The 15,333-nt window shown below is 55.2% G+C and carries 7 protein-coding genes; 4 read left to right on the top strand and 3 right to left on the bottom strand.

The window, feature by feature from the left end:
* Positions 1-38: 38 nt before the first annotated feature.
* From K239x_RS18795 to K239x_RS18785, 3 genes are all read right to left on the bottom strand, one after another.
* Positions 39-2,576 (bottom strand): serine/threonine-protein kinase, encoded by a 2,538-nt coding sequence (locus tag K239x_RS18795; protein WP_145419737.1) that lies wholly within the window; start codon positions 2,574-2,576, stop codon positions 39-41.
* A gap of 198 nt (positions 2,577-2,774) precedes the next feature.
* Entirely contained in the window at positions 2,775-4,889 is a 2,115-nt protein-coding gene (locus K239x_RS28820) for a hypothetical protein (RefSeq protein WP_419189147.1), read from the bottom strand.
* Positions 4,890-5,055: 166 nt separating this feature from the next.
* Positions 5,056-5,667, bottom strand: a complete 612-nt coding sequence (locus K239x_RS18785) for a sigma-70 family RNA polymerase sigma factor (protein ID WP_145419736.1) — start codon at positions 5,665-5,667, stop codon at positions 5,056-5,058.
* A gap of 109 nt (positions 5,668-5,776) precedes the next feature.
* On the opposite strand from K239x_RS18785, the gene K239x_RS18780 reads away from it, so the two are divergent.
* From K239x_RS18780 to K239x_RS18765, 4 genes are all read left to right on the top strand, one after another.
* The gene (locus K239x_RS18780; RefSeq protein ID WP_145419735.1) at positions 5,777-7,132 is read left to right on the top strand and encodes an Lcl C-terminal domain-containing protein; all 1,356 of its coding nucleotides are present in this window, start codon (positions 5,777-5,779) and stop codon (positions 7,130-7,132) included.
* Positions 7,133-7,236: 104 nt separating this feature from the next.
* Positions 7,237-10,041, top strand: coding sequence for a sulfatase-like hydrolase/transferase (locus K239x_RS18775; protein WP_145419734.1), 2,805 nt, complete (start codon positions 7,237-7,239; stop codon positions 10,039-10,041).
* Positions 10,042-10,192: 151 nt separating this feature from the next.
* Positions 10,193-11,608 carry an efflux RND transporter periplasmic adaptor subunit gene (locus K239x_RS18770; RefSeq protein ID WP_145419733.1) on the top strand — a complete coding sequence of 472 codons (1,416 nt, stop codon included), beginning with the start codon at positions 10,193-10,195 and terminating at the stop codon, positions 11,606-11,608.
* Complete coding sequence (locus K239x_RS18765) at positions 11,605-14,835, top strand: efflux RND transporter permease subunit (RefSeq protein WP_145419732.1); 3,231 nt, start codon at positions 11,605-11,607, stop codon at positions 14,833-14,835. The genes K239x_RS18770 and K239x_RS18765 overlap by 4 nt, the downstream gene beginning before the upstream one ends.
* Positions 14,836-15,333: the final 498 nt, after the last annotated feature.

The raw sequence follows: 15,333 nt of genomic DNA, 5'->3' as shown, positions 1-15,333 counted from the left end.
CCGTCAGCAGAGTCACAACAGATGCAATCATCCTTCCACTACAAAGTGTCGGTCTCGGATGCATCGTCATTTTCTTTGGTGAATAGGTTTTGAATGATTGTCCAAGTTTGAACTGCAAACGGATGTGCCTTTGCCTCTGGGGCGATCGCGTCCAAGTCGGCAACGGCGGTGGAGATTGCTTCACGTTCTGCCTCAGTGTCGCCTTGCTGTCGGTGAACTTCGGCGAGACTTCGGTACAGCAACGCTCGCCAGCATCGGTGGGGCATGCTGTCGGGCGATGCATCGACCAAAGACGACTGGATGGCAATTGCCTTTTCGAGGCGTTGCTGTCCAAGGGCGAAGTCGCCGTCCGATCGAGCGAGGCTCGATAGCTTGTGCAGAATGTGAACTTCGGAGACTGCAAACAGTTGTGTCTCAGGATTAATGGAACGAAGCGGCTGCAATTTGGCGAACGCTTCGTGAAGTCGTTCGTCCGCTTCGTTGGCCAATCGTTCCGAACCGAACTGACGTCGCAGATTCACGCTGGCGAGTACTTCGACCAAGGCGAATCGAACGCGGGAATCGTCTGGTGTTAAAGTCAATCGGTCACGCAGGATTTCGGTGGCGGAGGCAAACTCTGACTGTCGAACGGATGGACGCTTTGCTCGACGTGAAGTTGCAAGATGAATCCGCGCTCGCAGCACTGCAACTTCACTTGCATCATGCGCGGAGAGATTTAGCTCGCTTAGTATCGCCTTGGCTGTCGCCAACTTGTCACCGGTTGCCCGCGATTCTTCCGGTGTTCGAGATCGGTCCCGGCGGCGCTGGGGAGGCTGGTCAGCAAGTGAAACATACGCATAGGCTAGCTGTAGCTTCAGTCGATCGTCGCGATTGGTGACGGCTTCGCCGGACTGGATCGCCATAGTGTAGGCCCTGTCCGAACCCGCGTAATCCAATTTCAGTGTGTAGACTTTGCCAAGCTCGTTGTGCAACCGCGCAATGAGAATTTGTTTCTCGTTGGTTGGCAAACCGGCCAAGTCGCCGCGTGCCTCCAAAAGCTCAATGCTTTGGTTGAGAGTTGTGATCGCATCGTCGGTCTGTCCGAGTTGTTGTTGAATCTGGGAAAGCCGAAGGCTCGCTTCAATCATTTGCCGAACAATGTCGGGCCGAGTCGGCGATTGATTGGCAAGACGCTGATACAGTGGTTGGATGTTCTCCAGGACCTTTGCAGCGTGCGGTGACGGGTTTAGCAGAAACTGTGCCGAATCCAACTCTCCCAAGTCCATGTCCCCCATCGCGGAGGCAGGGGTGGAAACCACGTCCACAACGCCGTCGAGCGAATGCAGTGCGAGATCGACGGTTTGTTCGGATTGCGCAAGTGCCGCGCTGGTTCGCATGTTAGCGGCAGATGTCATCGCTAGCCCGACCGACGACGCGACGGTTGCGACCAGCATCGACACGATTGCGATGCCGGTGACGACAGCGAGCTTCGGGTTGCGACGACACCAACGCACAAATCTCTGCAATGCGGTTGTACGTCGAGCAAGAATTGGCGCGCCATTCAAAAAACGATTCAGATCATCTCGCAAATCGGCCGCGGATTGATACCGATGCGCCGGTTCAGGATTGATCGCTTTGGCGACAATCGTTTGCAAGTCCGCGGGAACGCCACGCCGCATATTTCCCAGTGGCTTGATGAGTTGAAGCTTCACGGCCTCCGGAAGTTGATGCGGCGTCAGGTCTTTGAAAGCTGGGGTTCCAGCAAGCATTTCGTAAAGTGTCAATCCAACACCGTACACGTCTGATCGCTCATCGGATTGTCCTTGAAACCGCTCCGGTGCCATGTAGCGAGGACTCCCACTGAGCGCTTGTGTCATGGTCGGATCATCTCGCGTGTTTCGAGCAAGTCCGAAGTCGGTCAGTTGCGCGACGCCATCTTCGTCAATAAGGATATTGGCCGGTTTCACGTCGCGATGAAGCACGCCGTTTCCATGCGCGTATGCGAGTCCATCGGAAATTTGCGAGGCGATTTCAGCAGCCACGCGGCAGTCGTATGATGGTCCCTCTGTCGTTATACGTCGATCAAGCGACTCACCGCGAACGAGTTGCATTACCAGGTAATGCGTTCCTTCGCTTTTGCCAGTCCCGAAGATTGGCACGATGTTGGAATGATGCATCGCCGCAGCAGTGCGGGCTTCTCGCTCAAAACTCTGTAAGGCGTTGTCGTCTAGCAAAGATTGCTTTGGCAGAACCTTAATCGCGACACGGCGTCCAAGTGACTCTTGTTCCGCTTCATAAACGATCCCCATTCCGCCACGTCCGATCTCTCGCACGAGCCGGAAATCATCGAGCCTTTCAAGCATTCGCCCTGCAAGTGTTGCACTTCCGTCGCTTTCGGATTGCTGATCGATCTTGACCTTTTCGACGGACAGCACCAATGGAAAAACACGCTGGATTGCCTCGCTCAAATCGGGATGGCGACTCGCGTATTCTTCGACGGTGGGTCGATCACCGTTGCGATAGCGTGCCACAAAATCGCTGGCCAGAATATCGACGGATGAATAAATATCGTCGTCGGTTAAATCAGGGAGTTGCATGAGGTGTCAAAGCAAAGGCAAGGATTGAGGCGTTGTCTTAAGGAGGCTTCGCTAGAAATAGCGTAGCCTAGGCTTCCAGCCTGGGACCACAACGAACCCAGGCTGGAAGCCTAGGCTACGACCAAATCGCTTTAAAACAACGTTAACCAAGGCGATGCTCTGGCGAGCGTCGCTTCGTTCATCATGCTCCGATGGCCTTTACCGACCCGCTGGTCTCTGCCCTGAGCGTCCGCCGGGTCTCTGTCCAGGGCTTCCGCCGGGCCGTTGTCCCTCTCCCCCGCGGCCTTGACCCCCCTGGCGTGCGATACCGCGACCACCCTGGAAATGACTGCGTCCATTGACCATCCCAGCCGACTCATCCTCGTCCAGCCAGACAGTGAATTCCTGCCCGACCGATTTGCACCAACCCTTTTCTTTGTTGCACGCGAAGTACTGAAGTTTCACCGTGATCGGTTTGTTCGCGTCCCAGTCCTTCACATCGATCAAGAACTCGCGCGGTTCATTGTCTGATTCCACTTCCAATTTCTTTGCTTGCCCTGTGGTGGGTGAGAATGTCGCACCTTCGGCAACGATCTTGTACTCAGGTGGACTGGCCAAGTTATTCCAACTCGCTCCCAGTACTGGGTCTTGGCGAAAACCAAGATACAGCTTGCCGGACCCGGTCTTTATCAATTGTTGGTCTGCCTCGGGCCGAAGTTTTGCGTAACGATTGGACTGGTTGAAATTGGTGGACCGTAGTGCCGCAACTGAACCATTTTCCCCACCCGACTCGACACGCAACGGAACGGCTTTTCCTTGCACGCTAACTCGCTCCACCAGATTTTCACTACTGGACTTGAGGCGACGATCGAAACGAGGAAGGTTCAAGTCTTCGACGGTCGTCAGCGTTTCCGGTTTGCCGACCAAAGTCTCCAGTGACTCGCGAAGACTTGACCCGCGTCCCCATGAATCACGATGCACGATTTTGCCTGATTGGTCGAACACGAATTGTGAATTAGGAGTCAGGACGAAGTAGGTTTTTAACTGATTGTCAATCGGATCAGTCAGCCACGGGATTTGAGTTTGCAAGAGTTCTTTGGCGTGTTCGACTTGAGCAAAGCGGTCCTCGATCGAAGACGGCTGCACGAATCCCCAGTTCTCTGGGTGTGTCAAGGATTGGTATAGGAAGTAAAAATTAACGCCTCGATCCTTGAAGTCGCGAGCGACCGCCTCGATCTCGGGGTAGGAATTTCGGTATTCGGGACATGTCAAACAACCACCGACGACGACGGTGTACTTCGACTGGAAGATGCTATTGACTGGCACTAGCTCCCGATCGACGTTGTAGACCTTTAGGTCCGCGGGCAGTGCGGCTCCGATGGGAAATTTCTCTTTGAATTCTGTGTCGCGAGGACGCTCGCGATCACGAGGGCGTCCGCCCCGCGATGCTTGTCCACCACGCTGGTTTCCGCCCGCCGCACCCTGACCGCCGCGTCCCTGGCCAGGTCTCATCCCGGCGCCATCACCACGTTGGCCCCCGCCCTGTCCAGGACCCTGCCCCTGACCCGGACGACCTTGCCCAGCACCACGCTGTCCACCTTGAGTCGGCGCGTTCACTCGATCATCGCCGGTCGGATTCAATTGATTGCGTCGAAACTGGGACGCCAGCACGAGTCGCTCGGCTTGGTCAAGCGAGCTGTCTTTGTTGGCATCGGCGATTGCAAACGCTCTGTGCATGTGCAGCGGCAATTCGGACTTATCGAGCGACCCGTCCTTGTTTTCGTCAAACGACATCAGGTCTTTCGCAAAAGCTGCGTCGGCCTGAGCAGGATCACCGCCTCGACCACCACCACCACCGCCACCGGGTCGTCCTCCTCCCGGAGGTCCGCCACCAGAAGCTCCGCCGCCCGGTCGACCGCCGGCTCTTTGACGTCCGCCTTCCATGTCGCCACCGCGACCGCCCGCGGCCCCACGCTGCCCGCCCATTCCGGCCGGTCCACCGGGACCACCAGCGGGTCGAAATTCGTCGCCCCCGAGTTTGCCATCCTTGTTTCGATCCAGCTTCAACAAAGAAGCAGTCGCGTTCTTGATTTCTATTTCTGAAATCTCGCCATTTTGGTCGGTGTCAAAGATTGCAACCCAAGGAGCCTGCTGGCCGCCTTGCCCGCCACCCATTCCGGGCCGACCGCCACCGGGCGCGCCGGGACCACCGCCACCCTGTTGTCCAGGGCCACGTCCACCGCCAGGCCTGCCCGGGGGCTGAGCGCTCGCCATCGCGTCACAAAGGACAAACGCAAAACAAAATAGCGGAACAAGGAATCCAAGACGTCGCATTGAGATGGCTCACTGATTGGGTTAACGGAAGGGCTTACCGATCTAAACCCCGCCCCGAACACCTTTCTACCGACAATCAAAGATTATTTGTCACGAATAACACGAATCTGCGTGAAGGGAATGCTGGCTTCGTTATACGTGAAGATTCGTGTCATTCGTGGCAAACTCAATTTATCACCTCCAGCACGCCTCGAAGTCGCTCCAACGCTCGCACATACCGGATGCTGGCAGCTTTCGGCGCGATAGCAAGTTCCAATGCAACTTCCTGATTGGTCAGTTCTTCAAAGTGACGCAGCGCAACCACTTCGCGATCCATCTCACTCATCTCACTCAGTGCCGACCGTACCTCCGCAATCAACTCTACCTTCACAGCCGCTTGGCTTGGTGAAGTCAGATGAGCAATGAAACGCTGCGAAAGACACAGCGAAGTGTTGCCCCATGGATTTCCGTCGTTCGGACTCGATTCACGCAGCGTCGAACGTGATTCAGTGGCCAGATGTCGGCGATGTACTCGGCTAAGCGTCTGCCCGGTAACTAGTCGCAGCCAAAGAAACAGTGATGGGAAATCGCCGTCGACGTAGTGGTCGAGCCGTTTTTCTGCATCTAGATAGACATCCTGCAACACATCATCGGCATCAACACGGGCTCGAATCTGATCGCTGAGCCGGAAATGAATGATCTGCCACAATCGGGGGCGATGGAACGCAAACGCATCGGCAAATAGTGACAAATCGCCAAGTTTGAGTTTCTGCTCGATTGCGCCGATGTTGGTATTCACAAAAAAGTTTGGTTTGCGCTTGTAGATGTCTGCAATCGCTGGGGTTTCAGATCATGAGGTAATTGCTCAGCCCATTGTATCAGCCCATTCGTACCCAAGGCCGATCTTGATGAAACCGACTCTCGCAATCTGTTCATTGGCCCTCTCCGGGGCAGTCTTTCTTACACCGGAATCGGTCGTGCTGGCGGAAGATTCACCTGGTCAAAAACGCCACGTGGACGTGCCCTCCTCTACTTACTCGATTGTCGACACCGCTCAGCGACGATGTTACGACAACTCGCGCGAAATCGTTTATCCCAAACAAAGCGAGCCGCTGTTTGGGCAGGACGCGAATTACCAAGGCAATGAGCCGACGTACCGAGACAATGGTGATGGCACAATCGCTGACCTTGTCACGGGGCTGATGTGGCAGAAGACCCCCGGGCAAAAAGTCACGTTCAACCAAGCCATCGCTGGTGCTGCCGATTGCCGTGTTGGCGGCTTCGACGATTGGCGTTTACCGAGCATCAAAGAACTGTACTCGTTGATCGATTTCAGCGGCGAAGACATTGATCCGCAAGCCCGATCCGCTGACGGCCTGCGTCCGTTCATTGACACCGACTATTTTGATTTTACCTATGGCGATCCGTCCAAAGGTGAACGGATCATTGATTCCCAGTGCGCGACGTCAACCAAATACGTGAGCACGACGATGCACGGAAGCCCAACCATGTTCGGCGTGAACTTTGCCGATGGACGCATCAAGGGCTATCCCATCGGTCCCAACCGACGACGTGGTGAAAAGACTTATGTCGTGTTCTACGTTCGCGGAAATCCTGACTATGGAACCAACGTTTTTCGTAACAATGACGACGGCACGATCACCGATCAGGCCACAGGGCTGACTTGGATGCAGGGCGACAGCGGAACGCTGAAGGCAGGCAATCATCGCGACGGTAAACTGAATTGGCAACAGGCTCTTGCTTGGGCCGAGGGGTTGGCACTTGCAGAACACAGCGACTGGCGTCTGCCCAATGCGAAGGAATTGCAAAGCATCGTCGACTACACGCGATCGCCAGACACGACTCAGTCGGCCGCAATCTCCGAAATCTTTACTTGCACACCTCAGCAAAACCCTGCCGGGAAGTCTGATTTTGGTTCGTACTGGACAGGAACAACCCATGTGCACATGGGGCGTGGCGATACTGCGGCTTACGTCTCGTTTGGCCGGTCTGGAGGATGGATGCGTGACCCACGTGGCGGCATGAGTCTGCTGGACGTTCACGGTGCCGGCGCACAACGTAGCGATCCGAAGGCAGGCGATCCGTCTCGCTTCCCACAGGGGCGTGGCCCGCAAGGCGATGTGATCGGAATTTACAATCTGGTCCGCCCAGTGCGAGGAGGGGAAGTCACCGTGCGCGAGAACGGACCACCGATCGAGCAACGCACCCTCCCTGCGAGAGGTCGTCCGGGTCGTTTTCAATAACGTGTTGGCTTTTCTTGAGAAACTACCTGTAGATCATTCAAGTTCGCGGGGTTTCTAAACCTATACCCCGCTTTGTCTCACACACCCGCATCGGGAATCTGGCCATGCCCCTATCGAATTTTCAACCTCTCCGACTCGTTTGTTATTCGCTGGTACTTCTGGGGGCCTCCGTTTTGGCGGTTCCTTCCATTGCGCATGCTGAAGCTGACAAGAACATTGTCATCTTGCTCGCTGATGATCTCGGGTGGGGCGACGTCGGCTTTCACGGAGGAACTGCTAAAACGCCAAACATCGACCGCTTGGCAGCCGACGGCGTCCGGCTGAATCGCTTTTACGCCTACCCAGCTTGCAGTCCGGCTCGTGCCGCTATGCTGACCGGTCGCTTTCCAGGACGCTACGGCATTACAGGTCCCGTTCGCCCCCGCGACGAAGGCTTGCCGACGAGCGAACAGATGCTTCCGACGGCTTTCCAAAAGGTCGGCTATCAAACCAGCCTGATTGGCAAATGGCATCTTGGCAGTGCCGGTGACAATGCGAACCCCAACCAGCGTGGCTTCGATCAGTTTTATGGGTTCATGGATGCGTCGGTGGACTATTTCAAGCACGCCGGGCTTCGCGGGCAAGTCGATTGGCAACGCGATGGAAAGACGGTCAATGAAGAAGGCTACTCAACCGATCTGCTGGCCGATGAAGCAGTCCGCCAAATCAAAAATGGCGACTCAGGAAAACCGTTTTGTATGGTCGTGTCGTTCAATGCGCCGCACTCGCCGTTTCAGGCACCCGAAGCTCTGATCGCCAAGTACCGCGGTCAATTGAATGAGCGTGCAGCGACTTATGCGGCGATGGTTGACTCGATGGACCAGGGCATCGGTCGCATTCTTGCCGAGATCGATCGACAGAATTTGCGCAACGACACCATCGTGGTATTCACATCCGACAACGGCGCCGTGCGAATCGGAACCAACGCTCCGTTTCGAGGACTCAAGCGGGAAGTCTACGAGGGCGGGATTCACGTGCCTTGCGTTATCCGTGCACCTGGCTTGTTGAAAGCCGGAACCGAGAATGAACAGCTCGGTGCGATTCACGATCTGTTCCCGACTCTCGCGGAGGCTGCCGGAGTCGCCGTTTCTCCGACAAAGCCGCTTGATGGGACAAGCCTCTGGTCACAATTGGTCAGTGGCAAGGCAACTCCGCGATCCATCGTGATTGCCGAGAACGATCACGCCATCATTCGCGACGATTGGAAGTTGATCCAGTTGGCCGACGGCAACACGGAACTCTACAACCTGCGAACTGATCCATCGGAAACCAAGAACGTGGCGGATTCAGAGCAAAAAGTTGCCTCGCAGTTGCTGTCCAAACTGACTCAGTACAAAGTCGTCGTCAAAACCGATGGCCCCGCAACGGATGTCTTCGAGACTCTCGTTGCCGATCGCGATACGCCAAAAGTCTTGACGGCTACTGCGTCTGACGACTTGCAGGAAGGCGAATCGTTAGCGACGGCATCTTTCATTGGCGACGTGAAGTACGGTGTGCTGGGCGATCCGCGTACTGAATCAAATGGGCGTGGCATACGCTTGCTTTCCAGCGAAGATACCGACGGCAACGGTACGTTTGCGGGCGAAGCATCGCTGACCAGCACCGAAGTCTCCGCCGACCAGCGTTGGTATCGTTTCTACATCTCCGGCCTCGCACAGGATAACTTCTCCGTGGATCAGGACGAACTGTATTTGAAAGTCCAGTTTTTCCAAAAGAACGGCACCGATTCACTGGACTTGATCAAAGAACGAATCTATCCACAGGTCTTACAGGAACGCAAAGACTTCTTCGACAAAGACACTAACGAGAGCCTTGGCCACGGGACATGGCGAACCTACGCGATGGACTTCCGAACCCCGTTTCCAGAAGTCGATACAGTGAAACTGAGTGTTGGTTTTGCCAACGGAAAAGACCAAGAAGGCAAATCTGAATTCTGGGTCAATTCGATGGACATCAAGCCCATCGACGCTCCCGCGAATTACCAAGCCGCCAAACCGACGATCCAAGACTTCCCACAGCCGGATGAATCGAAGCTGGTCGCCCTTGGCGGTCGCTGGTACTTTAACCCGAAAGATGGACAGCACGAAGCACCCAAGCAATTCGACTACACCAACGCCCAGCAATTGCTCTACAAGACGGATCGCTACCACGCTCCGTTCGCTGGCAATATGAATTCGTGGCTACGTGCCGGATACCTCGATTTCAACGGTGACGAAGTCACGAAGGACAAGTACAAGCCCTTCGCCGTCATCGTCACGTTCACCGACGAGCATCTTGTCATGCGAAGTCGCAACCTGCCCAACCACCCGACCGCGACCTTCCCTGATCGCTGGCGTATGCTGGACGGCAACCCGTCGTACATCAAAGAGCAGGCGAATACTTGGCACATTCCGTTAGAGCCCAAGCGTGATCCCGACGCGTTCGCGATGGACGAAAAGAACTCCAACCAAGCCCTGCCAATGGGAGCGATTGGTGTCGCAACCAATGGCGTGATCTTCTTCAATCCCTTCGACCACATTTTTGAAACCGATGCGGTATGGCGATTGGATCGTTGTTGCGGCCACCCAAGTCCTCGACAGCAGTACCACTATCACAAGTATCCGGTGTGCGTGAAGACTCCTTGGTGCGACGAAGGCCAATCCCATTCGGGAGTGATCGGATTCGCATTCGACGGATTCCCTGTTTACGGTCCGTACGAATCAAAGGGCTTGCTCGCCAAAGACGACACGAAGAACCCGCTCAACGACTTCAATCTTCACGAAGACGCTGATCGTGGTCCTCACTATCACGTCACGCCCGGCCAGTACCCGCACATCATCGGAGGATACTGGGGACAAATCGACACAAACAATCGTCCGGGACGAAGGTAAGAATCGAGGAATTGAAGATAGGAAATTGAAAAAGCTAAATTGGCAAGTGAAAAATGCAATCTGAAAGAGCTTGAGCCGAAATTCAATTTTCATTTTCAAGTTGTCAATTCTCACTTTTCAACACTGCTCGTCTGCAATCGATCTTACTGCTATGAATAAACGTCAAATTCCTGTCTTGATCCTTCGCTATGTCGCACCGTTGCTGGTTCTCGGCTGTGCGGGATGGTTCGTCTACTCGATGGGCGCACAGGAGCGACCCGAGCGTAAGAAGCCACCTGTTCGGAAGTCGATTCCGGTCGAGCTGGTTCAAGCACGTCCTCATACTGGAACGCTGGACATCGTTGTCAGTGGCGTCGCGATTCCCTATCGCGATGTCCAGCTTGCGGCCAGGGTCAGCGGCGAAGTCGTCTTCAAATCCGAGTCACTTAGCCCCGGTCATGTAGTCGATGAAGGCGAGTTGCTACTCCGCGTCGACCCCTCCGACTACGAGATCGAAGTTGCACGTCTGGAGCAAGAAGTTGCGAGAGCGAAGTTGGAAATCGAACGTCTGCAGCTGGACAAAGAAAACACGCAGCGAGTCTTGGCGATCAATCAAGACATCGTTACAGTTCGCCGCCGCGATGTACAGCGTTTGGAGCGACTCCAAAACGTCAACGCAACTTCAGCGACCGAATCGGATTCCGTTGAATTGGCATGGTTGTCCGCCATGCAACAAATTACTTCACAAGAAAACCAGCTGCGAACGTTTGATTCGCAATCAAAGACACTGCAAACGACGCTAGAACTTGCAAACTTGCAACTACAGCGTGCGAAGCTCGATTTAGAACGGACTGAAATCAAGGCGCCTTTCTCTGGCGTCGTCATCGCAAACCATGTTGAACAAAATGGAATGATGGCAGCAGGTGCCGTCGTTGCGACGCTCGAAGACACGTCAAAGGTCGAAGTGCGTGCGAGCTTGCGGGGCGACGACATGTCGTTCTTGCAAGGCGGTGGTTACGAGTTGCCACAAGTTCCAGTGACCGTCGAATACGACCGCGCCGGGCAAACTTACGCCTGGAATGCCGTGCTCAGTCGGCAAGATGGACTCGGAATCGACGAGAAGACTCGCACCATTCCCGTGCGAATCTGTGTCGACAACCCGACGCAGAATTGCGGTTCCTCTAACGGCTCGCTCGCGTTACTGCGTGGAATGTTTGTTCGCGTGCGTTTGCATTGCGAGCCACAGCAGCCGTTGGCGGTCGTACCGGAATCCGTGATTCGTCCAGGAAAAACCATCTGGGTGATGCGAGACGACCAATTGCAGATCGAGCCGGTTCGCATCGCTCGCATCGAAGATGGCATCGCCTATCTCAATACACACAATTCCTCGCTTAAGATGAACGAGCAGATCATCAGCTCGCCGGTCCCAAATGCAAAACCAGGTCTGGCGGTTTCAATGATCGCGAACAAGCCTCGTCGCGGTGCAAACCCTAGCGGAAGTCGTCAAGACTTTCGAGCCAGCACACCGAAAGTCTTGACGAGTTCTGCTGTTTCCACGGCTTCCGCTTCAGCGAGTGCTCGACCGTGAGGTCCGTCGTTCGCTGGGCGGTCGATAACGGCCCCGCGACCAACACGCTGGTCGTCGCGATACTGATCCTTGGCTGTTGGTGCGCCGCATCGATGCAGCGTGAGTTTTGGCCGTACTCCAATCTCGATGTGATCCAAGTCAGCGTCGAGTATCGTGGTGCAAGCCCTGAAGAGGTCGAAGAGGGCATTTGCCAGAGAATTGAAGAGACTGTCCGCAGCGTACAGGGCGTCCGGCGAATCACGTCGGTTGCCCGTGAAGGATCGGGGATGGTCTCGATTGAACTGGAAGCCGACGTCAATGAACCCGACGTGCAAGAAATTCTCGGCGAAGTGCGTTCGCGAGTCGACGGCATCCCGAGCTTTCCCGCGCTCGCTGAACAGCCCGTCGTTCAGCGGCAGCAGCCCCGCACAACCGCCATCAGCATCGGCGTCATCGGACCAGAGGACTTCGCCCTATCCGCTGGGGAGAATCGTGATTTCGAAAACGCACTTTCCCTGCGCGACCTCGCTGAACAAATCCGTGACGAAGTCCTGTTGATGGAAGAGGTTTCACAGGCGGAAGTCGTCGGCGTGCCCCGCTACCAGATTGATGTCGAAATCTCAGAAGAGGTCCTCAGGCAATACAATCTATCCCTCTCGCAAGTTGCCGAGACTATTCGCGGAGAAAACGTCGAAGTTCCTGGTGGAACTATGAAAACCGCGTCGCAGGACATTCTGCTTCGCGGCAGCAACCGACAATCCACCGGTAAGGACATTGGCAACATCCCCCTTGTCACCGACCAAAGCGGCGTCGTGCTCACGGTCGACGACCTCGGCTCGGTCCGCGATGAATTCACCGACGACTCAGCCATCAGTCGCATCAATGGGCGACCGGGACTTGCCATCCAGATCGACACGACGCAAACCGAAGACATTATTCACGTCGGTCGAGCGGTCCAAAAATTCGTCAGCGAATACTCGCCGCCAGATGGCTACGAACTGATTTACTTTCGTGATCGGACCGATGACGTCCTCGCGCGGCTCATGTTGCTGGTCAAGAACGGCTGGCAAGGCCTGCTACTCGTGTTTCTGTTGCTCACACTGTTCTTAGAATTGCGTTTGGCAATCTGGGTTTCCATGGGCATTCCGCTTTCCATTGCGGGTGCCTGTGCGTTGATGTACTACACCGGTCAAACGCTGAACATGACCTCGATGTTCGCTTTCCTGATCGCATTGGGCATTATGGTCGACGACGCAATCGTGATCGGCGAAAACATCTACGTTCATCGAACGATGGGCAAAAGCCTGCGTGATGCAGCGATCGACGGAACACTCGAAGTCATGCCGTCCGTCGTGACCAGCGTGCTGACAACGATCCTGGCGTTTCTGCCAATGATGTTCATGACCGGCCGACTGGCCCGGTTCACCGAAGTGCTGCCACTGGCGGTGATTGCGATCTTATTGTTTTCACTGACTGAGGCGCTCACCGTCTTGCCATCACACCTCGCACACGCCGACGGGCCGGGCATGAAGGCGTTGTCTTGGTTGTTCGGGCCGTTTCGCTTTGTCGGTTTCGCGATCGCTGTCGTCAATGGCTGGGTCGCCAAAGGATTGGAGTGGTTCATCGAAACGTTGTATCTGCCAACGCTGCGATTCTCGCTTCGGTTTCCAATGCTAATTGTGTGCTGTGCGATCGCTTTCCTGATGACTGCGATTGGCGTCGTGAGATCAGGTACCGTTCCTTACATTGTGCTTCCACAAATCGATTCCAACTTTTGCACCGTCATCATCGCCTTCCCCGATGGCACGCCCGAACACATCACCGACAAGGCAACTAAGCGACTCGAAGACGCCGTCGGGTCCATCAATCAACAAACCATCGACGAGGGCCTGACCCGAGTTCCCGACGGCGTTGTCAGCGCGATCCATCGCTCGGTTGGTTACGGCGCAACAACCAGCGGCGATGTCTCATCAGGAAGTCACGTTGGTAGCCTGACGGTCCAACTCGTAGACGTTGGGGATCGCGATATCACCAGTCAAGAAATGGTGCAACGTTGGCGGAAATCGGCAGGCAAGTTTATCGGAGCCGATCTCGTCTCGTTCGGGTCCGGGCCCCGAGGACTTGCTGGTCTACCGATCGAATTTTCATTGCTCGCCCGCAGTGAAGACATTCCGCAACTCGAAGCCGCCGTGCAAACTTGCGTTGATCAACTGGAAAAGTATCCCGGAGTTCATGATGTGACGGCAGGCGGTCGTCCAGGAAAATGGGAGTACCGACTCACGATTAAGGACGAAGCCAAAGCGATGGGAGTTTCGCTTGCCGAGTTATCCAGCACCGTCAGAGCGTCGTACTACGGTGAAGAAGCCATGCGACTACAGCGTGGTCGTCATGAAGTCGAACTGCGAGTCCGCTACCCACGAGAGCAACGGCGTTCGTTGGCCGACTTCGACGAAATCCGCGTCCGCGATCCCGCCGGTAACCAACGACCGCTCACCGAGCTTGCCGAAGTCGATATCCAGCGCAGCTATTCCGCCATTCACCGACTCGACCAAATGCGTAGTATCACGATCGCCGCCGACGTAGACGAAGATGTCGGCAACGCTTTTCAAATCACCGCTGACCTACAGCAGACACTGATGCCAAAACTGGCCGAAGACTATCCAAGTCTGCGAGTGCTATGGGAAGGCCAGCAGGAACAAACCAATGACTCGATGAACAGCATGTTCTACGGTTTCATCGCTGTGATGATCGGTATGTACCTACTGTTCACGATCGAATTTAAGTCCTACCTACAACCGTTGCTCGTTCTATCCATCATTCCCTTCGGAGCGTGCGGAGCGATTTTCGGCCACGTCATTCAAGGCTTACCGTTCACGCTATTTAGCATCTACGGCCTCGTCGCACTTTCAGGCATCGTCGTCAACGACTCCATCGTATTGATCGATTTTATCAACCGCCGCATCGCCGACGGCCTCTCCCTTCACGACGCCATCATCGACGCCGGCCGCCGCCGCTGCCGCCCAGTCCTACTCACATCGCTAACCACAATCGGAGGCATGCTTCCAATCCTGTTAGAGACATCACGCCAAGCCCAAGTCCTGATCCCAATGGCCACCAGTCTCAGCTTCGGCCTAATCTTTGGCACAGCGTTAGTCCTGATCCTCGCGCCTGTTGGTTTCTTTATCATCGCCAAGTTTTCCGGCGCGCGGCTTGAGCAAACGGCAGAAACGCTCATCGAGACACCTTAGAGCATTCGTCGACGGAAATCTTTGCAGAAAACTAAGTCAACAACATAAGAAGCGCACAACATGTAGCAGTGAACCATACCGAAGTCCCGAAGTGCGATATGCCTTGAATCGTCAGATTCATCGTCCGACGCGAGTTTTCGCGTCTTGGCAATGGTCATGAATGCCTAGGCATCTCACGCTGATAGTGTCAAGTGGCCGAGCGTCTGATTTCTTGAGCTAGGTTGCAAATTCTAGTACCGCTCGCTCTTCCCGCAGGAACGACTGGTTCGCCCTCAACGTCTGTGGCAGTTTGTTGAGAACATGCCAAGCCATTGCCGCATGTTCGACTATTGAAACTGTGTTGGAGACGTACATCGAAGCGAATTGGCCGAAGATTGAACTCGATGACGTTACATCCACCGAGGCGTTCTTCGCAATTCGCTAATTCGAGTAGGTCGTGAACACCGCACGCAACTCTCGACGCCGTTTCTTGGCGCAGAGAAGTGCGTCACCCACGCC

Origin of the sequence: Stieleria marina, assembly GCA_007741555.1 — a bacterium.
GTDB lineage: Bacteria > Planctomycetota > Planctomycetia > Pirellulales > Pirellulaceae > K23-9.
Note: the sequence above shows the minus strand (reverse complement) of the source record. Positions and strands in the feature narration are given on the sequence as shown.

Excerpts from the sequence above, each read along its gene's own strand:
- K239x_RS18780 (WP_145419735.1), top strand. The coding sequence starts at position 5,777 with ATGAAACCGACTCTCGCAATCTGTTCATTGGCCCTCTCCGGGGCAGTC.
- K239x_RS18770 (WP_145419733.1), top strand. The coding sequence starts at position 10,193 with ATGAATAAACGTCAAATTCCTGTCTTGATCCTTCGCTATGTCGCACCG.
- K239x_RS18795 (WP_145419737.1), bottom strand. The coding sequence starts at position 2,576 with ATGCAACTCCCTGATTTAACCGACGACGATATTTATTCATCCGTCGAT.
- K239x_RS18775 (WP_145419734.1), top strand. The coding sequence starts at position 7,237 with ATGCCCCTATCGAATTTTCAACCTCTCCGACTCGTTTGTTATTCGCTG.
- K239x_RS28820 (WP_419189147.1), bottom strand. The coding sequence starts at position 4,889 with ATGCGACGTCTTGGATTCCTTGTTCCGCTATTTTGTTTTGCGTTTGTC.